Source organism: Sphingobacteriales bacterium, assembly GCA_016711285.1.
Lineage (GTDB): Bacteria > Bacteroidota > Bacteroidia > Chitinophagales > UBA2359 > JADJTG01.
Window position 1 is genome coordinate 141,082 of sequence record JADJTG010000007.1, and the last position, 20,640, is coordinate 161,721.

Here is a 20,640-nt window from a genome sequence, read left to right on the forward strand (position 1 = left end):
TTGTTTAATTTTGGTTTCAAAAATTCGCAATAAAAGTAATTCAATGATATACTCCACACGTTGAACAGGAGTACCAGCGGGTCTTAACTTGTTATGTAGCTTTTTTAAAGCATTGTTTGTTTTATTGTCTGCGTAATGTACTGTCGATCTTCCCATATTTATTTTAAAAGTTCAAAGATAATATACATAAATTGGTTCCTTGCCATACAGAACTATAATCGTAAATTTTGGTTGGGTGGTGGGTGGGCTTGGGTGCGGTTGGGCAAAATAAAATGTGCTGCAATTTGAGTTGGTTTGTGCGGTTGGTTGCAGCTCTTTTTATTTTGCGAAGGGTTGGCATTTTGTCTGTCATTATTCTGTTCGTTTGTTGTCGGTTGTATCGTCTTTTAGGGTGACCGCTAACGTTTTGCCGCTTTGCGAAGGCGGGGATTTTTACCACAAATGTTGATGCGGAGCACTGAACCGCCACTTTTGCCAAACGCCTGTTATATGCCGTTATTTATTTAAGTTCAAGTTTTTCAATTCGGTTTCCAATTGTAATTTCTTTCATTTCTTGCTCTAAGTTTTTAAAGTCTGATTTTTCAACTGATTTGATTTTCTCTCCTTTTCTCAAAAGATGTATTTCGTCACAAGTATCGCTTAATGTTGAAAAAATATGTGATGAAATGATAACAATTTTGTTTAGTTCTTTCAGTTTCAAAATTATTTCTGTCAATATAATGTTGCTTTGTATATCAACACCATTAAAAGGTTCGTCAAGGATAAAGTATTCGTTTTCTTGAAGGAGGATAGCGGTGATTGCTAGTTTCTTCTTCATACCTGTTGAGTAAGTAGAAGCGTATTGATTGAGTGGTAAGTTAAAAATATTTTTGCTCTCAAATTCTATATTAGTCTTACCGCGTGCATTACAAAGTAGTCTGATGTATTCTTTACCTGTGATCTTTGAGAAAAAGAAAGGGTCTGTCAAAAGCAAGCCTAAATGATTTTTTAAAGGCGTAATGTCGGAATTTATTTCTCCTTTATAATTCTCTAAACCCGCAATACATCTGAATAATGTTGTTTTTCCTGCGCCGTTTTCGCCAACAATTCCATAAGCTTTCCCTTTTGAAAACTCCATTGAAATGTTTTTCAAAACTTCGTTTTTACCGTAACTTTTGCTTAGTCCATTAATTATAATCATTCAATAAATATTTTAGCTTATTAATAGATTTTGAGTAAAAAAATGGAATGATTGCCAATAACAAAGGCGGAAAGTAAAGACTAAATGCAATTATAGCCCCTTCCGGTATGCTCATCTCATCTGGATAAGCTGAATATTTAGCAAGAATTACAGTCCAAAGGAATAAAATTCCTATCAAAAAAAAGGTTAAAATCAATTCAAATTTGCTTGGATAAAATACTAAAAGACTAATTATGATTGGAATAACTAAAAGAGTAGTGTTTTTGGATGCGTTCAAAACTTTATTCTTTAAAAAAGCTTTGGGCGTTTCTGCGTGAACCCAAACATAATATTCTTGCTCAGGCTTGTGATAGTAACTTAAAGAGGTTAAGAAAACTAATAAAAATGCGAAAATCCCCAAGTTCAGATTGTCAACAATTATAGCAATAACTGTCAAAGCATAGGCAATTGGAAATATGAAAAAGGTCTTTCTGAAACCTGTAGAAAATTCAAATGGTTTTTTAGAAAATGGCGTAGGGATTGTTAGATTAAAATTGGAGTGAAAAGAGAATAAGGCAAGAATAATCGAACACAAAAATAAAATACTGGCTTCAAACAGGAGGCTTTTGTATAATAGAAACGAAACAAAAGGTATGCAAATGATAAAGTTCTCTAAAACCCTTATTTTCATTTTTGATTTATCCCCGAAAGTTGATAGCAAAAAATCCGTTCTATTTTTTTCGGAAAGTTTAATTTGTAAACTAAGACAAGTCAAGATTACTAAGTATTTGGCAAACTCTGTCTTATGGAAAATGTACTCTGAAAGCAAAACAAATGCAGTTAATCCCAAAAGATAGCCTAAAAGAGGATTAAGTCCTGTTTCCTTAATCTTTCGGTTTGTCATTACATATTGTAAATTAAAATAGTCTTTCATTTTGCGCTCGGTCTGTCTTTTTAATAACTTGTAACGGTTTTGGGCTTGCCGAAGGTGGGGAAATCGAAGTACAAATGTTCAATTTAACACAAAAGTTCATTAGAATTCCATTGCTCAAATTTAGTACAAAGCCCCACTTTCGCAAAACCCCTGTATTAGTTTTTGGAGTCGTAAAAAATCAAATTCCCTACAGCAAAAATTATTTAGAAATTTCTATCTAATTTTCTTGGTTTTTTGCACAGTTCATGTTAGCGGCTGGCATATTTTAGTTTTGTATTTCTACTTTGTTAAGTGGTTGGTTAAAGAATAGTTCCATATTGTCTATTATGTTACTGTCAATGTTATCGTCAAATTTTCGTGCAAATAAATTATTCCCTTCTAAAAGAAATTTAACATCATCTTCTGTAAATGTTTTTGGTCTTAATTTTATATCTCCATCAGGTACCCAAATAATGGCTCTTTTGTCGTCATTGATAAGAACTCCGTCAAATGAAGTATTCATAAGCACTGTTTGAAAAAATGATTCGTCAGCAATTAGTGTATTTTTGTAGTAATCTTCAAACTTTTTAGCTTCTCCACTATTACAAATAAACTCACAACATTGTCTTGTTAAAATCATCCATTGTCCACCAATATAAGGTACTACATCTTTTAAATAAGCCCTCTTATAAGTTATGTCACTAAAACCATCTATTGTTTCTGTAAAATGGTTTTCAATTCTGTTCATTGTTTCAGGTCTTACAAGCAACTGGTCAGCAATTTTTAAGAAGTTGTTTCCTTTATTTTGTGTAAGATATTCTCTAATTACTTTTTGAGATTTTAAAGGATAATCTTGTCCACTTAAATTGATAAAGAAATCCCATTCAACATTTAATTTTAATAGATAACTCATTCCATTAAGTTCTGCTTGAACCATACTATATCCGCCCCAAACAACGTTTTCACTTTCCAAAATGTAGGTACTTGGAAAATCAGTTAAAAAATCTTTTATGTCATCATAAATGTCAATACTTGCTTTTTTGTCTAAATGAATTAAGTAATGGTTTTCTGGGTGATAAAGTGCTTTGAAAAGTCGCTTAAATTGTTCTGGAAATCTATGAACCAAAATAAAATAGGCAATTGTTACTTGATTTGAAATTGCGTTTTCTGTTTTACTGTCGCTGTCTGTCATATTATTTTTTGTTTATGTTAATGTGATATTAGTTAGTTTCGGTTGTTTCGTAATGCTTGCCGCTAACGGTTTGGGGCTTGGCGAAGGCGGGGATTTTCAGCACTAAACTTCATTAGATGCACAAAACTTGAATTTAGCACTTCACTGGCATAGAAGCACGAAACCCCCGCTTTTGCAAAACGGCTGTTATGCACCGTTCTTCTTCATTTTCTTATTTTCAATTAGTTCAAAAATTAACTCAACCAGTGTTGCCGGATCGCTCTCAATAGTCCCTTTCATATATTTTTCGTAAACACTTTTATCGTCTGGTGGGTTGAGATTCAGAATCAATCCTTTTTCTACTGCTAACAATCTCAAAAACTCTCTTTGAGTTCGTCCGTTTCCTTCTCTAAATGGGTGTAAATAATTTACATTGTCTAATATTTCTGCCAACTTTTCGGCTAAACGTTTTTTGTTGTCTTTGGGAATTTCCTTGAATTCAGTTATTAACGTGTCAATGAATCTAAAAGCATTGTCAAAATGGGTAGTTGGGAAAAACTGTTTACCGTCTTTGCTAATTTCAACAATCCGTTTTTTCCCTGCCCAAACATAAATGTCTTGAAATAAGTGTTTGTGAATTAAAAAAAGGCTTTCAATACCCTTGATCTTAATCGGAATCTCATAAAGTTCTTGTAACCGTTTAGTTACAGCACTGCTCTCAACAAAAAGTAATACATCTGGTTCAGAAATATCCTGTAGATTTCTTAATAGTCCCGATTTAGGGTCAGTATAAGTGTAGTCGGGGTCTATGTATTTATAAGCGTTAGACATAGGCTTTTTCTTTAGCGAGCGTCACCAAATCATTCAATGAAATTTTCCCAGTCATATAGTCCCGTATTATTTCAATTCCTTTTGGTGTTGGATTAAAGCCTTCAAACATATTACTTCCTAAAGCATTCGCTGTGCTTTCTAATGTTTTCAAATCTGAAAATTTTACCCCCATTATGGTCAGGTTGATTCTGTCTATTTCGATTGTGTTAAACATATTCTCAAGTTTTAAATCAGCTACAAGTTTACAAATTTTTCCCGAATCTTTTGTTTATTCTGGTCAGCTATTTTAGAATGGTGCATAACGGTTTGCAGCTTTCTGAAGTGGCGGATTAAGGAAGCCTAAACTTTCGGTTAAACACTGACTTTGCAAGTACAAAACCAACTTTAAATTAAGCCCAAAACCCGCCATTTCTGCAAACTGCTGTTGTGCGTTCGCTTTTTTATTTATTATTTTTTTCAATAACATCTATTTTCTTTTGCAAATCTGCTTTACAATCCTTTAAAAGTTTAGTAAATATTTGCATTTGTTCTTCAACTGGTTTTTTAATTAAAGTTTCATATTCTTCTTGAGTATAGTTTTTCATAATTTTTTCAGTTGTACAATTACAATATTCAAGGTTGATTTTTGAATATTTTTCAGGTTGATTTCCCATTCCAATTAAACAATATTTATTCAAACTATCTTTTGCTGTTCCGTTCCATTCAGTTTCTAATTTTGTAGAGTTTATTTTGTAAGTATCAGAATCAAGATTTAATAAATTATAGCAACCTTTTAAAATTAAGATTATAGATATTACTTTCATAATCAATTTCATGTTTTCTGATTTCTCTTTAGTTTCTTCTGAAGTTTTCGGTTTATAGATTCCGAAAAACACTAAAAACAGATAAATTCCCAGCAGTAATGATGATAAGCCAAAAATTAATGGTAAATGATTAGTCATTTTTTGTCATTTTGTTGATTAAAAATATTATTCCAAGTAATGTAATTGCTGTTAAGATTAATACAATTACTTCAGATTTTCCAAAAGTTCCTTTTTGTTCATAAAGTAAATAACCCGTAAAAATTAATCCAGCAATAGATGGAATAATTAGTTTTTTCATTTTTCTGTTAATTTGAACCATACTTTTTTATTTTTCTTTCGGTTTTCTGTCGCTCGAAAGTGACGCACAACGGTGCGGCGAGACGGAGCGCAGCGGAGTTTCGCCACATCGGTTTGTATATGCGGCGTGGCGGCGTTTAGCCGACATGAACGCATATACTTTGTTCTACACCGTCTTTTATTTTCCAAGAAATATTTTTGGTACTTGAGGCAAAGCCAACCATTCAGCAAAATTATTGTAAGTTTTTCCCAATGATTGAGCAGCTTCAATTGCTTTTTTTGACCCTTTTACTACTTGATTCAACGTTGACTTTTCGTCATTAATTTCTTCTAACACTCTCTTTAGTTTCTTAAACGGAACTTTCTTGATATTAGACTCATCAATTTCACAATCTTCCATTTTCAGCAATTCATAGTCAACCTCTGATAATTCCTTAGCAGCAAACTCTTCTGAAGGTGGAATATACTTTCTCAATTCATTTAATTCAGCTATCAAGCTTGGTAAATTTGATGAAATTTTGGCTATATATTGATTTTTCTGAATTAATAGATTTTGCGACGAACTGTTATTATAAATAACAAATTCACTTTTTGAAGATGTCATATTAAGAAGGAGATTATAATATCTATCTCTATCTTCAGTTAAAGCTTTATTTGAGGCAATTTTGATTTCAACTTGGGTCTGCAAATGTCTTAGTTGGCTTTTTAATTCAAGTACAACAAAGTCTCTTTTCGTATCATCTACTTGAATCTCAAAGTTTGGTGTTATTTCATCAATTTGAGTCTTTATGAAACTTACATATTCTTGCATATATCTTCTAACTTCTTCAATTTCTTCATCTGTATTGTTTTCAGTCTTAACCTCAATTTCTAAACCTTCTTCTACATCTTTAATCTCAAAACCAATAAATTTCCCTTTTGTGTTTTTTACAAAATCACCAAAATAAGTTAGGTATTGTTTAAATGTTGTTTTCAGTTCATCAGTAAACGGAATTACAAAAGTTCTACCTCTGTCTCTTTCTATTAAAAAACGTAAAAGATTAGAAATTCCGGCATTGAATATTGAAGCAGGAGGTTCTTCTAAAGGATTTTCTCTCAAGTCTAAAGTCAGAAAGAAGTCAGCGTTATCATATGTTATTGGAATTGATTTAATTTTATTGTTCGATAGCGAAATATCTCTTATTTTAATTTGCTCAATTTCTTCTGGCAATTCTTCTATCAAATTATCTCTTATGCATAAATGACTCAATCTTTCATTTTTAAGGTATTCTATGGGGAATTTAATTAATTTATTATCAGTCAAATGTAACCTCCTTAGATTTGGTAATTGAGAAATTTCAATGGGAATTTCTTCTAACTGATTCGACGTAAGCCACAGTTCTTCCAATTCTTGTAATTGTAATATTTTTGGAGACACCGATGTGATTTGATTATTCATCAAACTCAAGTTTTTTAAATGCGTCAATTCGTATATCTCTTCTGGAATATCAGTTAATCCCTTGCCATCTAATTTTAGGATAGTAGAATTATTCTCTTTACATTTTTTGATTAATTCTTGAATTTCTTTTGTCATTTTTAGTTTTATTTGATGGTGTAGAACGGTCGGATATACGCACAAAGTTTCGTATATCAATCTAATATAGGCAAATATACGCAACTCATAAGTATATTTATATCTCTGATGTTGTTTTTTTTCTCAAATTTGTTCTCTTACTAATGGCTGAGTGCCGCTCCTCAGTGCTTGGGCATTCCAACTTTGACAAAGTTTCAAACTTTGTCAAAGTTAAAAACTGCTCTTTACACCCCCTTATCCCCTCAAAAGGGGGAATTTGGCACGCACCAATGCTTGGTAGGCACGCACCAATGCTTGGTAGGCACGCACCAATGCTTGGTAGGCACGCACCAATGCTTGAGCGGCACTCCTCAGAGCTTGAGCGTTCCAACTTTGACAAAATTTGGAACTTTATCAAAGTTAAAAACTACTCCTCAGAGTTTGCGTCAAGTTTTTAGGAAGGGGATAGCATTGTGGGAGTGCAATATGGCATTGCACGGGCGCATAATATCAAAAATAAATAGAGTTTGGAGGTATATTCAATACATAAAGTTGAAGCATATTTATTGAGTCTGCCGAAATAGAGGTGTTTTTTTGTAAAAATAATTTATTAATATTCAATAAGTTGCAAATTTGAAATACCTTGTGTTTGTAAATTTTGATAATTAGTCAATATCTTACATTGCCCAATAAATATGCCTTCGGGGATATGAAAAATTAATTTTAAAACATAATGATTACGAGAATCAAAATAGATGGGTTTAAAAGTCTTTTAGATACAGAATTATATTTTGGACCCTTTACCTGTATTGCGGGAGCAAATGCTGTCGGCAAATCAAATTTTTTTGATGCTTTAATTTTTTTGTCAAAGTTGGCAGATACCACCATACTTCAAGCAGCCAAATCTATAAGAAGCGAAGACCAGAAGCATTCAAGTATTAGTGATATATTCTTCAAAAGTGGCGAAATTTATTACGATAAGATGTACTTTGAAGTAGATATATTAGTTCCTCTCAAAGCAGAAGATGATTTGGGGCAAGAGGCCAATGCTAAAATATCTAGTTTAAGATATACGCTTGAACTAAAACTAAATAACGATAATAATGGAGAACCCATAGAAATTTTAAAAGAAGAGTTAATCCCTATAACATTAGCTGACACTAGAAAAAATATTCATTTTAAAAACAAGAAAGAATGGTTAAATTCTGCTGTTAAGGGTAGAGCGACAAGTAATTTTATTACAACAGATGGAGATAAAATAAAACTACATCAAGACGGAGGTAAAGGCAGAACATCGGAGTTTAATGTCTCTAAAATGCCAAGAACCTTGCTCTCAACCGTAACAGCAGAGTCTCCTACTGCCTTTTTGGCAAGGCAGGAAATGCGCAATTGGATTATGTTGCAGTTTGAGCCGAGTGCCTTAAGGCAGCCCAATGACACACTATATTTCAAAAACGCAGAAGTTACGGCGAATGGGAGTAATTTACCAGCGACACTATACCGTTTACATATAGAAAAAAAAGAAGAAGATGTATATCAAAGGCTAACCAATAAATTAAAAGGCTTAGTGAGTGATGTAGAGGAAATAAGCATAGATAAAGATGAAAAAAGAGATTTATTGACCTTACAAATAAGATTTAAAGATGGTCTCACGCTGCCTGCACAATCGCTATCAGACGGGACACTGAGATTTTTGGGATTGGCTATTATCCAAGAAGATACCAAAAACAGTGGGCTTATCTGCCTAGAAGAGCCTGAAAATGGAATTAATCCAAAAAAGGTAAAAGAGATGGTTACATTATTAGAAGAAATGGCTACCGATACGGACGAAGAAGTGAATGAGGAAGACAACCCTTTAAGGCAGGTAATAATCAATTCTCATTCGCCTTTGGTCGTAAGAACTGTTTCAGATGAAAGTTTATATTTAGCTACCGAACGAGAAAAATATTCTAAAAATTTTAAAAAGAAGATTAAATACACCGCATTTTCAGCTTTAAATGGTACATGGAAAACAGAAAATAACTTAGTGGAACAGACTATCTTAGCAGACATTATAGATTATTTAGAAAGCTCTCAGGACAGAACGGGAAAGGCATCGCGGGAAGAGGAAAGTAATCACCTTACTTCGGTTAAAAAGAAAAAAACAGTTGCAGAGAATATAAAACAGTTAAAGATTTATTTTTGATAGGCATTGATTATGAATCAACTACGCATTACATTGATAGCAGATGGTAGATCGGATAGCACCTTATTGGAGGTAATAAAGTGGGTATTAGATAATAACTACCCAGAAATATCTATACAGAAGAATTTTGCTGATTTTAACATCCTCCGAAACCCACCCAAAACCGGAGACATAGCAGCACAGATAGCTTGTGCTAAAATATATTATCCATTTGACCTGCTCTTTTATCATCGAGATGCGGAAAGCCGAGATATGGAAATGATTAAAAAACGAAAAGAAGAAATATTGCGAGATGTGTCGGTTCAGGATATTATAGTGTGTGTCATTCCCGTGGAGATGATGGAAGCGTGGTTTTTGATTGATAAGGAAGCGATTAAAAAAGCAGCAGGGAATAGGAATTATGATGGAGAAATGGATATTCCATCTATACAAAGAATAGAAATGGTATCTAATCCTAAAGAAAAACTACACGACTTGCTAAAAAAAGCAAGCGGGCTTAAAGGGAGAAGGCTCAAAAATTTTAATGTATATCAAGCGGTTCATTTAGTAGCCGAGAATATCCTAGATTTTTCACCTTTAAGGCAACTTAGTGCCTTTCAGTCGTTTGAAAATGATTTAAAAGAAGGTGTAAGCACAATATTAGCTGGGCAATAAATGAAATTAAAACTGTGTATGATTTTGAGACAAGGGTTATTAATGAAATTGCCAATATGAAAAACATTGTTTTCTAGGCAAGGAACATAGAACGAAAAGGTTTTAAAATAAACGGCTTCATTAATCATTATCCCGACTTTTTATGGTTTATGAAAAACGAATAGTTGACGGAACATCTAAATTAGAAGATTTTTTAAACATCATAAAAAACATATAGCCGATACCTTGGTTTTATTCCCTTAATTTTGTCCGCTTTATTGAGTGACGTTGAAGCAATATTAAAAAACGTCTTATCAAAAACAACAATCGTTTCTTTTACAATAATACCAGATATGAAAAACCTGCTTCATTTTTACCTGCTGCTTTGTGTGTGGATACATACCGCTCCTGCTGCACAGGCGCAATGGAACACCACTTGGCAATATGTACACCCCAAACCCTCCATCAGCGAAATAGCGGCGGTGGGCGCAAGTGCTTCGGGCGCAGTGGCAATGGCGGGCGGGCGCGGCTTTGCGGTGTGGGCAAATAATCAATGGCAGGGAGGCAGTCAGGAAATTTACGGCACGGTCAATGATATGCTCCTCCTCAACGAGCAAACGGCATTAGCCAGCACCTCGCGCGGCATTTATCGCAGCACCGATGGCGGTATCACCTGGCAATACATCAACTACGGACCCTACGGCGGCATTTGGGGATTTCATTGCAACGAACTCCAAACCCTACCCGACGGAACGGTGCTGGCGAGTTGCAGCGATTATTTGCGCAGCTATGTGTATCGCTCCATTGACAGCGGCGAAACGTGGGAGTATAAATTTTTTGAAATAGACGAGGAGGTCGGCGAAAACATCGCTTTCATTGATACTATTTATGGCTTTGTAGCGGGGCAAATGAATCATCTGCTCAAAACCACCGATACCGGCAACACTTGGCAAACCCTCCTAGTGCCCACCGCCGGCGATGCTTTTATCCGCGACGTACATTTTTTTAATACTCAAAAAGGGCTGTGTGTTGCCGAAAACGGAAACATCGCCATCACTTACGATGGCGGCAACACTTGGCAAAGTGCTGCTGATTTTGCGGGTATGCGCTTTTATAAAATGGTATTCAAAAACGAATTGAGCGGCTTTGCCTTTGCCAAAGATAGCAACGACAACATACACCTTTTCAAAACCAACAACGGCGGCTCGTATTGGTTTGAGGTTGATAATGCTTTGCAGCTTTCGGATATTTCTTTTGCCGACTACGGAAACGCCGTGGTGTATGGCAGCAACAGCACCGATGTATATCGCTCCTTTGACGATGCCGCTTCGTGGAACAGCATCAGCCAGCGCAACGCCTACGGAACAGTGCGCGAAATGCAGTTTCTGAACCCATCTTTGGGCTACGCAATTATCGGCGACGGCATTTACGGCAGCAGCGATGGCGGCGCAACGTGGCAACAACAATATCAGGGCGAAGCCGCCGACAGCCTGCGCCTCCTGCAATTCCTCAATCCGCTTTTGGGCTATGCCTACGCCGACAATTCTAAAATATTGCGCACCTTCGATGGCGGGCTTACTTGGATAAATACTGATGAATACATAGAAAGCGAAACGGGCAATTATACCGAAGTAAATAATTTGCATTTCTTTTCCCGCAAAAAAGGAAAATTGTACCTCACTTCGCTCAATGCGCAGGGTATTCCGATTGGCGAATTATTTGAAACGGAAGACGGCGGTTTTGTATGGAAAAAAATATTTGGCGGCACACAATTTATCCGTTTTAAAAAACTGTTTTGGCGCAGCGAGCAGGAAGTATTTGCCACACAGCAAGACGGCGCAAAACTATTTCATAGCACCGATGGCGGCAAAACGTGGAACGCCGTATGGCAGAGCAACGATTTTTTGAATATTCTGGATTTGTCGTTTGTGGGCGATGATTATATTTATGGAAGCGGCAAAGCCTGTATCGCCAAAAGCGAAAACGGCGGCAGCACTTGGCAAGCCGCACCGAGCTACCTCAACTTTGCCAATATTGAGTTTTTTGATAAAGATAAGGGCTATATTCTCAACCACTTGGGCAATGTGGAATACAACAACGGGCTGATACTCACCGAAGAATGGCAAGGCTGGTCGGTGATAAAATCTTTGCCGCAAGCCAATCATATTTTATTGGTAAATCCGAATCGTCTGTTGGTATATGGCGACAATGCCGTCATTATTCGTGCCGAAATAGAAAACAAAGCCTACACCGATTTTGATTATACTTATATCCCCGAATGTGAAGGCACAACTTTGCAGTTTTCTTATTTTGAAAATTATCCTTATACCCAAAATTTTTACTGGACAATAGACGGCGACACAGTGGGCTATGAAAAAAACCTCAATTATTTTTTTCCCGAAGAAAAAACCTATCGTGTGGCACTGCACACTTACAGCGATGCCTACGGAACTTTGTCGCGGAGCAAAGATATTTATATATCGCCGCGTAGTCCCGAAATTATCCCTTCCGGCGATTTGATGGCTTGCAGCCAAAGCGGAGCAGCCATTACGCTTAGTGCGCAACCCGTTTGGTATAATAGTGTTGAGTGGTCGCAGGGCAGCAGCAGCCCAACCATCACCGTCAGCGATGCCGCTGCACCCTATTCCGCCATTTTTTACAGCAATTATTGCGGCACACAAACCGACAGCATCGTTGCTCCTTTTCGCACCACGCCCGAAGTTGCTCTAAATGCCGCCGACACCGTATGTGTGCAGGGAGCTTTGCAGTTGCAGGCAAGCGGCGCGGGTACATTTCAGTGGCAGTTTCCGACCACACAAATCCTCAACGACAGCACCGCAGTGGTGGTTACGCCGGCAAGCGGCAATTATCCGGCGAGCTACACCGTACAAATTACAGACGCTTATGGCTGCACCGCCACCGCCACTGCCACCGTATATGAGGGCAATGCCGCAGCACAGGTAGCACTGTCGGCTTCGGCAAGCACCGTATGCCCCAACGATACCATTATAATAGAAGCGCAAGGCGGCGCACAGGTACAATGGCTTTTTCCGCACCAAATCATCAATAACAATACGGTGGCATACTATACCGGCAATGCGCCGAGTTTTCCTGATACGCTGGAGGCTTTTGTTACAGATAATCAGGCTTGTGCGGCTTTGGCAACGCTCACCTTGCAAGCCGATGATTTAAAAAAATAAAAGGACATATATATACTTCGGATAATGAGCCTTTATCCAACGCTACTTTATATTTGTACGCAGCAGGTTCTTTGGGGCAAGCCGCCGACACCACCGTCAGCGATGCCGGAGGCTATTACGAACTCACTACTTACAGCAGCGAGCCTTTTGCGCAATATGCTGTTTATGCCGCTCCCGACCACAATTTATATCCTTATCAGATAGGCACTTATTACAATGGCAACAATACAACGGGTGTGCCGCACAATAGTATGGTCATCAATAAAGCCACTGCTTTTTGCAACCCGCAACTTGATGTTGATTTTAAAACCCTGCCGCGTACTTTGTTGGGAGAGGGCTATATCAATGGCTTTGTGCATTATGAAAACGGCAATGCCGCCGGAGCTATTCCTTTATTATTGATGGACGGCGATATAGTGGCGGCTTATGCTATTACCGATGCTCAGGGTTTGTTTGAAATGACGAGTGTACCTTTAAAAACGCTGCAAATGTGGGCAGACCGACCGCTTATCCCGAATACTTTATTGGCTCCGGCTTTGCCGTTTTCGGCGCAGATGCCGGTGATACTCGATATGTCTTTCACGCTGCACAGCACCTATTTGTCGTTGGATTATGTGGTTGGCTTGGAGGAAGAGAATCAACTGCAAAATGCTTCAAATGGTGTTGTCGGCTATGATGCTTTCAACGGAAATATTTATATACAGGGCGTGCCGCCTCAGAATTTTACGGCGAATTTATTGAACTTGGAAGGAAAAATCTTGCACTCGTGGCAGGGAACGGTGGCAGACAATATCGCCCTGCTCCCTGTGGCGTTGAGCAGTGGTATTTATTACATACAATGGCAGCAAGATGCACGGCAGCAAACCTTCAAATTGCTTGTTTGGTAATAATCTAAAGCATTTTATCATTTTTTAAAAAAACAATATGAATCAGGAAACACTTCAAAAATCTTTATATGAAAAGCGTTTGGAGCAATTTGAACCTTTTCGTTTGGCGGCTCTGATATTAGGAATTACTTTATTGCTGATGTTATTGTTTCGTGTGTTTGGCAGCGAAAAAGAAAAAATGTGGTTGTTTGCGAGTACCGGTTTGGGGTTTTATGTGTGGGTAAATGCTGTTTTGGGTTTTTTCAACCGCAATTGGGTGCGCTATTTAGGACGCTCCGTACTCGCTTTTATTGCGGTATTGACTATATTAATGATAAGTGCTTATTTTTTGTCGGGTATTTCCATTTTGCAACTGCGCGAATATCAGCTTATGATAACCGCTTTCAGTTTATTTTTCTTTTTTTCCATAGGTTTGGTGCGCTTGATTAAGGGGATTATAGAATTTTTGGAACAAAACTAAAGTAACCCCGAACTATCATTTTACAAAAAATGTTTTAGAGCAATAGTTCTTTTTATATTTGAGAGAAAACGGTAAAAAAAGTCTGCGTATGAAAACCTTAATTTTAATTCGCCATGCCAAATCAAGCTGGGAGTTTCCGGAGTTGGAAGACAGAGAACGCCCGTTGAAAAAACGCGGTAAAAACGATGCTGCCTTAATCGCCGATTATATGCTGGGAAAAAAAATATTGCCCGATGTGTGGTTCAGCAGCCCTGCGGTACGCGCACTTTCTACCGCCAATATTATTGCCGATATTTTAGAGAAAAAACTAAAAACCCTTTCTATAAGTATAGACAAACGCTTATATTTTGAAGGCGTTGAGGCGATGTTGGCAGTAGTGCATCAATTACCTTCAGAAGCTAAAAATGCAGTGCTGTTTGGTCATAATCCCGATATTTCGTCTTTTATCAACTATTTGTCATCTGATGATGAAATGGAACGCGAGTTGCCCACTTGCGGATTGGTGCAGTTGCGTTTTGATATAAAAGAATGGAAACAAATTGCGGCGGGCGGCGGCAAATTTTTTATGCTTTTGTACCCTTCTATGCTCAAAGGCAACGCCATTGCCGACGAAGAATAGAACCGAGTAATCAGGCATTAAAATAAAATTTTTTCCCTTCAATGATACAATAGGGCGGCTCAAAGGGCGGAAAAAAAGTGGCGCGAATATGCCTTTCTATTTTCTCTTTATCCCAGTTCAAATCTATTTTTTTTAAGGATTCTATATCTTCGCGGTGATGATACGCCGTGCCACGTGCTGCGTGGAGACTTTCCTGCGGCGTAAGCGTATAATTCCCTTCTAAAATATCGCCGATATGCGCCTGAAACAGCTCTACGGAATGTTTTAAAGTGAGTTGATACAAATCATAAACCCAGCAGTTGTCGGGAATCGGAAAACGCCTTTCAAATAAAATAGCACCGCCATCAACAGAAGTTTCCAAGCGGTGGAGGGTAGTGCCGAAATTGCGGTATTGTTGGGCAATGGCAAAAGAAAACTGATTGCAGCCGCGCAATTCGGCAAGGGAGCCATGTGCAGATTAACGGCGAGTTGGAGGGCTTTGGCGATATGTTTGGGGCGGAGGATTTTGTGGTATTGCACCGAAATAATAAAATCTACCGGCGGAAATCCCAGCATCGTATCCACATCGGGATAAATGGGAATTTGTTGCTGCCAGCAGAGTTGCTCCATATTGTGTGTGGGGTGGTCTAAGGCATTGTTGGCAGCTGTGAGCACGCCCACCACTTCGCATTGCAGCCGCACGCGCTCGGTGAGCAAATAGCGCAAACATTCATAACCGATGGCTTTAGAGCCGAGAAAAAGAATAGATTTCACGAAATTGATAGATAGGGGTGGATAAGTTTGAAAACAAAGATAGGCTAAAAAAGTGTTGAAAAATATAAAATTGAACCATCAACAGCCCGAACTATATGCGCAGAATGTCTGCTTTTTTTTTGAAGAGGCAGAAAAAAATTTGCCGTAAATATTTCAAGTGCTATATTTGTGCCAATGATACGCGAAATGTTGAATAATGCGCTTGCTTTTTGTTGTTGCGGATGTTGTTGCATCACCGCACCCGAAAGGCTTTGCAGCGTAGCCCTGCCGCTATCTGATTAATTTTATTTTTTATTTAATAATGATAAAAAAAGCCTTTCAAGTACACGCTTGAAGGGCTTTTTTGTTTTTGTTTCCCAATATTTTTATGCCAATATCATCAAATTCGTATTCAACCGCCCTATTTGCCCAATTGCAACAGGAATACCGCCATTATCGTGCGCCGATTCCTTCGCGTCAGGCGGCTGCCGACTTTCTCAAAGCTCTCTACGATTTCTCTTTTCCGAGTGGTGCGCCCGTATTCGACGAAGCCAAATGCGACCTGCAATGGCAACAATTACATATTTTGCTCAAAAACCTACTGCTGCCTTTGGCGGAAGTTTTGCCGCAGGGTATTGAAAATCTCAGCGACAATTTTTTTGGCGATTTGCCCGCCGCCTACCAAGAATTATTGCTCGACCAAGCATTTTTTTTCGAATCCGACCCTGCTGCTACCTCCAAATCCGAAATTGCTTTGGCGTATCCGGGTTTTTATGCCATCAGTGTATATCGCATTGCACACATTTTATATTGCTTGAAAGTACCCCTGCTGCCGCGTCTTTTTGCGGAGATGGCGCACAGTGCCACCGGTATTGACATACACCCGGGCGCACGCATAGAAAGCCCTTTTTTTATTGACCACGGTACCGGTGTGGTTATCGGCGAAACGGCACACATCGGCAAGCAAGTAAAAATATATCAGGGTGTAACGCTCGGCGCACTGAGTGTGGAAAAAACAATGGCGGGCAGCAAACGTCACCCCACCATCGGCGACCGTGCGATTTTGTATGCTGGCAGCACGATTTTGGGCGGCGATACGCTCGTGGGCAACGATACCATCATCGGCGGTAATGTGTGGCTCACGCAAAGCGTAGCTCCTTTTTCGGTGGTGTATCATCGCAGCGAGGTGCATATTCGCTCGGCGCAGCAACATAATGCCGCTTTGGATTGGGTTATTTAGTTGCTTTATTAAATAAAAGATTAAATAAAAAATATTACAAGTATAAAAAACAAGATATTTTAAATCAAATACTTACATATAAATTAATTTATCACTTTTTAATTATTTCATCATTACATGAAAACCAACAGTATTTTAGAAACAATCGGCGGCACGCCCCATGTGCGCCTTCAGCGTCTTTTTTCGCAGGAATACGAAGTATATATTAAATTGGAGCGTGCCAATCCGGGTGGCAGTATCAAAGACCGCATTGCGCTGGCAATGATAGAAGATGCCGAAAACAGAGGTGTTCTGAAATCCGACAGCGTAATTATAGAACCTACTTCGGGCAATACGGGGATAGGTTTGGCGATGGTGGCAGCGGTGAAAGGCTATCGGCTTATTTTGGTGATGCCCGAATCAATGAGTATGGAGCGGCGGCGTTTGATGGCGGCTTATGGTGCGGAATTAGAACTGACTCCGCGCGAAAAGGGAATGAAGGGAGCGATAGAGCGTGCCCAAGCTCTTGCCGCAGAAATACCCCATTCGTGGATACCGCAACAGTTTGAAAATCAGGAGAATGTACGGATACACGAGCGCAGCACCGCACAAGAAATTTTGCAGGATTTTCCCGATGGTTTGGACTATCTTATTACCGGCGTGGGTACGGGCGGGCATATTACGGGCTGCGCGGCGATACTGAAACAGCATTTTCCGAAATTGCAAGTGTGGGCAGTGGAGCCTGCCTTGTCGCCGGTATTGAGTGGCGGCTCGCCTTCGCCGCACCCTATTCAGGGCATTGGAGCGGGTTTTGTGCCTGCTATTTTGCAGCGCGAACTCCTCAACGGCATTATTCAGGTGGGCAAAGATGAAGCCTTTGCGATGGCAAAACGCGCCGCCCGCGAGGAGGGGATATTTTTGGGGGTATCGTCGGGGGCCTCGTTGGCGGCAGTGTCGCAAAAACTACCCGATATTCCGGCGGGCAGCCGCATACTCACCTTTTGCTACGACACCGGAGAGCGGTATTTATCGGTAGAAGGATTGTTTTAGGATAATGTAAGAATACGGCAACAACTCCCGCCGCACTAAGAAGACGAAAAATTAGTGAAAATTTGAAAGACAAACAAACTCAAAGCCCGTTCATTTTTCTGAAAATACTTTTATAAACCATAAAAAAACACCCGTTTCAAAGCGATATTTTACTGCTCCGAAACGGGTGTTTTTATTTTAGAGCATTTTTGCTCTTTGATACATATTTTTTAGAATTTAAACGACAAACGACCAAAATAGAACATACCGGCGTAGCCCATTTGTACAGCATCGTAATTTCCGCCGCCTTCTGTTTCTATGTCTTGTACGTCGGGGTAGGCATCGGTGAGGTTGGCAGCACCTACGGTAAGCGTTACATTTGGCGTGAGGCTATAGCCCAAAGAGGCATCAAGCGTTAATTTAGGGCTGTAAATATCATCGCGGTCGAGCCAGTCCATCAGTTTTACTTCGCCGAAATGTACTGCCCGCACATTAAAGTTTACCTTGTTGATTTTGTAATCCAGTGTTACATTTACTTTGCTCGGCGGTGCTGATGCCAATAAGAAAGCCTCTTCGCGTTTGCCGAAATAAGTGCTTTCTTTGCCCACCAATTTGCCCGAAGTTTTGATGTCGCCCAATTCCATTTTGTTAAAATTAGCCGCAACGGTCGCCTGCAAACGACCCAAACCGAGTTTGCGGGCATAGGTCAAAATCACATCTAACCCCAAAGTTTTGGTGTCGAGGGCATTGGTAAAAAACTGAGCCGCACCCACATTCAAAGCACGCAGGTCTGCTCCGATTTGTTCGTCATCATCATAAAAAGTACCGGTAAGCACTACACGGTCGGTGATGTCCACCGAATACGCATCAACGGTGAGGCTCATTCCGGCAATTGGTTTCAAAGTAACACCAAAACCTACATTAAAGGATTTTTCCTGTTTGAGTGCGGGAATACCCAAAGCGTGGGTGAGTGGGCTGTTGTTTTTGGCAATCACCACATCTATCGCCTGACCACTGATAACGTTGGTAAAAATAGTATTGTAGTACAGTTGTGCCAAAGAAGGCGCGCGGAAACCCGTACTCACCGAAGCACGCAAAGCAATATTATCATTAATTTCAAAGCGCGAAGCCAATTTATAATTAAATGTATTGCCAAAATCGCTGTAATGCTCCATACGCACGGCAGCTCCTATCATAAAGGCATCGGTGATGTCCAATTCGGTATCCACAAAAGCACCGATATTGGTACGATATTCATTTACTTCGTTGGCAGGCTGAAAACCCGGAAAGCCCTGCGCACCACCCGGGCGGCGTGTGGGGTTGCCGTCTTCGTCCAACACCAACTCGCCATTGGCATCGGTTTGATACACAATTTTGTCATCGGGCGTAAAAATATTAAGCGGCAAACCATCTTTGTCGTAGGTTTGATAAGAACCTTCTTCGCCCGCAAAAATTTGATAATTGTCAATGCGGTATTCTGTACCGAAAGCCACGTTCAAGCCTTTTGCAACACTTTCAAAAGGGCGTGAGAAAGTAAGTCCTGTGGTGTTTTGGCTGAATTGAAAACCGCCTGCATCAAAACGGATAGGTGATTTTTCCTGTAAAGAAGCATTGAGTGTGCCATCAACATAAAAATGGAAATTGTTCATACCGAAAGTATTATTAAAATCGGTATTCCAGCCGCGTACTTTGCCGCGCAATCCTGCCGAAATAGCTTTGTCGTTGATGGTAGATTGAATGTGCGGGTCGAAGCCATTGGGATAAATGGATAAAATATTGCGTGCGCTGCCTGCACTGCGCGACCACGCAAAAGCATCGGTAAAGCGGTAGTTGTAAGAGCCGAAAGCGTACAACTCGGTGCTGCCGCCCAAAGGCATACTGCTATTGAACATTGCCGTAAAATCATCGGCTTCGGCATCGCCGAATTGGAGGCGATAGAGCGAGTCGGTGGCGCGGTTGGTTCTGCCCCGCGAAAGATAATTGAGCGTTACGTTGGTAAATCCTTTTTCGCCCATTTTAAAACCATAATTACCACTCAAATTGAGCATTTTTCCGTCACCTTCTTTGCATTGTCCGGCGGTTATTATACCATTAAACTCATCTACGCTGTTTTTCAACACAATATTCATTACACCTGCAATGGCATCAGAGCCGTATTGAGCCGAAGCACCATCGCGCAAAATTTCTATGCGCTCGATAGCCGCCGCCGGAATGGTATTGAGGTCAGTGCCGGTATTGCCGCGCCCGCGTGTGCCGTAAATGTTGATGAGCGAAGACTGATGGCGGCGTTTTCCGTTTACCAATACCAACGTTTGGTCGGGTCCCAACCCGCGCAGCGTAGCGGGGTCAATATGGTCGGAGCCATCGGAGCCGCTTTGGCGGTTACTGTTGAAAGACGGTGCTACATATTGCAGCAATTGGTTGAGGTCGGGTTGCCCCACATTGGCAGCCACCTGACTTACGGGAATAATGTCGATAGGAAGCGGTGTTTCGGTAGCAGAACGATTGATGGCACGCGTACCGACCACTTCAATACCCGACAAACTCACGGTGTTTTCTTGTAAAATGATATTTACAGAGTTGTTGTCACCGGCAGGAATGGCTTCGGTGCTCAAGTATCCAATCATACTGAACACCAACACCGGCTTGTTGTGCCTGCACTTCAGGGTATAAGCACCATCGAAGTCGGTGGTAGTGCCGTTGGTGCTGCCTTTTTCCAGCACTGTAACGCCCACCAAAGGCTCGCCCGCCACATCGGATACCGTACCGCTAATAACAGACTGAGCGTGTGCATACAGCACAAAAAACAAAGATAGAAATAGAGTAATACTACCTCTCATAGGTAAAAAATTAAGATGAGTTAAGTAAATAAATAAATTATCGGCATTAAGTTAGTGAGTTTTTTTATACAGTGTTTATGTCATATATAAAAATATAGTATTGAGCACAT

21 protein-coding genes are annotated in these 20,640 nt (G+C 39.6%); 8 read left to right on the forward strand and 13 right to left on the reverse strand.

Going from position 1 to position 20,640, the window contains the following annotated elements; translation table 11 throughout:
• Nucleotides 1-499: 499 nt before the first annotated feature.
• From IPL35_05360 to IPL35_05400, 9 genes are all read right to left on the reverse strand, one after another.
• Nucleotides 500-1,180, reverse strand: coding sequence for an ABC transporter ATP-binding protein (locus IPL35_05360; protein ID MBK8442864.1), 681 nt, complete (start codon nucleotides 1,178-1,180; stop codon nucleotides 500-502).
• Nucleotides 1,167-2,093 carry an ABC transporter permease gene (locus IPL35_05365; protein ID MBK8442865.1) on the reverse strand — a complete coding sequence of 309 codons (927 nt, stop codon included), beginning with the start codon at nucleotides 2,091-2,093 and terminating at the stop codon, nucleotides 1,167-1,169. Before IPL35_05365 ends, IPL35_05360 begins: the two co-directional genes overlap by 14 nt.
• 265 nt (nucleotides 2,094-2,358) lie before the next feature.
• Nucleotides 2,359-3,264 carry a glycosyl transferase gene (locus tag IPL35_05370; GenBank protein MBK8442866.1) on the reverse strand — a complete coding sequence of 302 codons (906 nt, stop codon included), beginning with the start codon at nucleotides 3,262-3,264 and terminating at the stop codon, nucleotides 2,359-2,361.
• 186 nt (nucleotides 3,265-3,450) lie between these two features.
• Nucleotides 3,451-4,074: a Fic family protein gene (locus IPL35_05375; GenBank protein ID MBK8442867.1), complete on the reverse strand. Its 624-nt coding sequence runs from the start codon at nucleotides 4,072-4,074 to the stop codon at nucleotides 3,451-3,453.
• The gene (locus tag IPL35_05380; protein MBK8442868.1) at nucleotides 4,067-4,288 is read right to left on the reverse strand and encodes an antitoxin VbhA family protein; all 222 of its coding nucleotides are present in this window, start codon (nucleotides 4,286-4,288) and stop codon (nucleotides 4,067-4,069) included. The genes IPL35_05375 and IPL35_05380 overlap by 8 nt, the downstream gene beginning before the upstream one ends.
• Nucleotides 4,289-4,360: 72 nt before the next feature.
• Nucleotides 4,361-4,534, reverse strand: a complete 174-nt coding sequence (locus tag IPL35_05385; protein MBK8442869.1) for a hypothetical protein — start codon at nucleotides 4,532-4,534, stop codon at nucleotides 4,361-4,363.
• Nucleotides 4,515-5,015: a hypothetical protein gene (locus tag IPL35_05390; GenBank protein MBK8442870.1), complete on the reverse strand. Its 501-nt coding sequence runs from the start codon at nucleotides 5,013-5,015 to the stop codon at nucleotides 4,515-4,517. Before IPL35_05390 ends, IPL35_05385 begins: the two co-directional genes overlap by 20 nt.
• Nucleotides 5,008-5,175, reverse strand: a complete 168-nt coding sequence (locus tag IPL35_05395; protein MBK8442871.1) for a hypothetical protein — start codon at nucleotides 5,173-5,175, stop codon at nucleotides 5,008-5,010. The genes IPL35_05390 and IPL35_05395 overlap by 8 nt, the downstream gene beginning before the upstream one ends.
• A 177-nt stretch (nucleotides 5,176-5,352) precedes the next feature.
• The gene (locus IPL35_05400) at nucleotides 5,353-6,747 is read right to left on the reverse strand and encodes a leucine-rich repeat domain-containing protein (protein MBK8442872.1); all 1,395 of its coding nucleotides are present in this window, start codon (nucleotides 6,745-6,747) and stop codon (nucleotides 5,353-5,355) included.
• Nucleotides 6,748-7,459: 712 nt separating this feature from the next.
• Here IPL35_05400 and IPL35_05405 point away from each other — a divergent pair.
• The 6 genes from IPL35_05405 (at nucleotide 7,460) to IPL35_05430 (ending at nucleotide 14,710) form a co-directional block, all read left to right on the forward strand.
• On the forward strand, nucleotides 7,460-8,911 hold the full coding sequence (locus IPL35_05405) for an AAA family ATPase (protein MBK8442873.1): 1,452 nt from the start codon (nucleotides 7,460-7,462) through the stop codon (nucleotides 8,909-8,911).
• Nucleotides 8,912-8,923: 12 nt separating this feature from the next.
• Nucleotides 8,924-9,565, forward strand: a complete 642-nt coding sequence (locus IPL35_05410; GenBank protein ID MBK8442874.1) for a DUF4276 family protein — start codon at nucleotides 8,924-8,926, stop codon at nucleotides 9,563-9,565.
• A gap of 332 nt (nucleotides 9,566-9,897) precedes the next feature.
• The gene (locus IPL35_05415) at nucleotides 9,898-12,744 is read left to right on the forward strand and encodes a hypothetical protein (GenBank protein ID MBK8442875.1); all 2,847 of its coding nucleotides are present in this window, start codon (nucleotides 9,898-9,900) and stop codon (nucleotides 12,742-12,744) included.
• Between the two features lie 53 nt (nucleotides 12,745-12,797).
• Nucleotides 12,798-13,631 carry a hypothetical protein gene (locus IPL35_05420; GenBank protein MBK8442876.1) on the forward strand — a complete coding sequence of 278 codons (834 nt, stop codon included), beginning with the start codon at nucleotides 12,798-12,800 and terminating at the stop codon, nucleotides 13,629-13,631.
• A 37-nt stretch (nucleotides 13,632-13,668) separates the two neighbouring features.
• Nucleotides 13,669-14,091, forward strand: a complete 423-nt coding sequence (locus IPL35_05425) for a hypothetical protein (GenBank protein ID MBK8442877.1) — start codon at nucleotides 13,669-13,671, stop codon at nucleotides 14,089-14,091.
• A gap of 88 nt (nucleotides 14,092-14,179) precedes the next feature.
• Nucleotides 14,180-14,710, forward strand: a complete 531-nt coding sequence (locus tag IPL35_05430; protein MBK8442878.1) for a histidine phosphatase family protein — start codon at nucleotides 14,180-14,182, stop codon at nucleotides 14,708-14,710.
• 10 nt (nucleotides 14,711-14,720) lie between these two features.
• On the opposite strand, the gene IPL35_05435 is transcribed toward IPL35_05430, so the two are convergent.
• The 3 genes from IPL35_05435 to IPL35_05445 are packed head-to-tail and all read right to left on the reverse strand — an operon-like array spanning nucleotide 14,721 to nucleotide 15,696.
• Entirely contained in the window at nucleotides 14,721-14,993 is a 273-nt protein-coding gene (locus IPL35_05435; protein ID MBK8442879.1) for a hypothetical protein, read from the reverse strand.
• Entirely contained in the window at nucleotides 14,975-15,463 is a 489-nt protein-coding gene (locus tag IPL35_05440) for a hypothetical protein (GenBank protein MBK8442880.1), read from the reverse strand. Before IPL35_05440 ends, IPL35_05435 begins: the two co-directional genes overlap by 19 nt.
• A gap of 44 nt (nucleotides 15,464-15,507) precedes the next feature.
• Entirely contained in the window at nucleotides 15,508-15,696 is a 189-nt protein-coding gene (locus IPL35_05445; GenBank protein MBK8442881.1) for a hypothetical protein, read from the reverse strand.
• A 134-nt stretch (nucleotides 15,697-15,830) separates the two neighbouring features.
• Here IPL35_05445 and IPL35_05450 point away from each other — a divergent pair, with 134 nt between their 5' ends.
• Nucleotides 15,831-16,682, forward strand: a complete 852-nt coding sequence (locus IPL35_05450) for a serine acetyltransferase (GenBank protein ID MBK8442882.1) — start codon at nucleotides 15,831-15,833, stop codon at nucleotides 16,680-16,682.
• Nucleotides 16,683-16,799: 117 nt separating this feature from the next.
• Nucleotides 16,800-17,711 (forward strand): cysteine synthase A, encoded by a 912-nt coding sequence (gene cysK, locus IPL35_05455; protein MBK8442883.1) that lies wholly within the window; start codon nucleotides 16,800-16,802, stop codon nucleotides 17,709-17,711.
• A 209-nt stretch (nucleotides 17,712-17,920) separates the two neighbouring features.
• On the opposite strand, the gene IPL35_05460 is transcribed toward cysK, so the two are convergent.
• Complete coding sequence (locus IPL35_05460; protein MBK8442884.1) at nucleotides 17,921-20,530, reverse strand: TonB-dependent receptor; 2,610 nt, start codon at nucleotides 20,528-20,530, stop codon at nucleotides 17,921-17,923.
• Nucleotides 20,531-20,640: the final 110 nt, after the last annotated feature.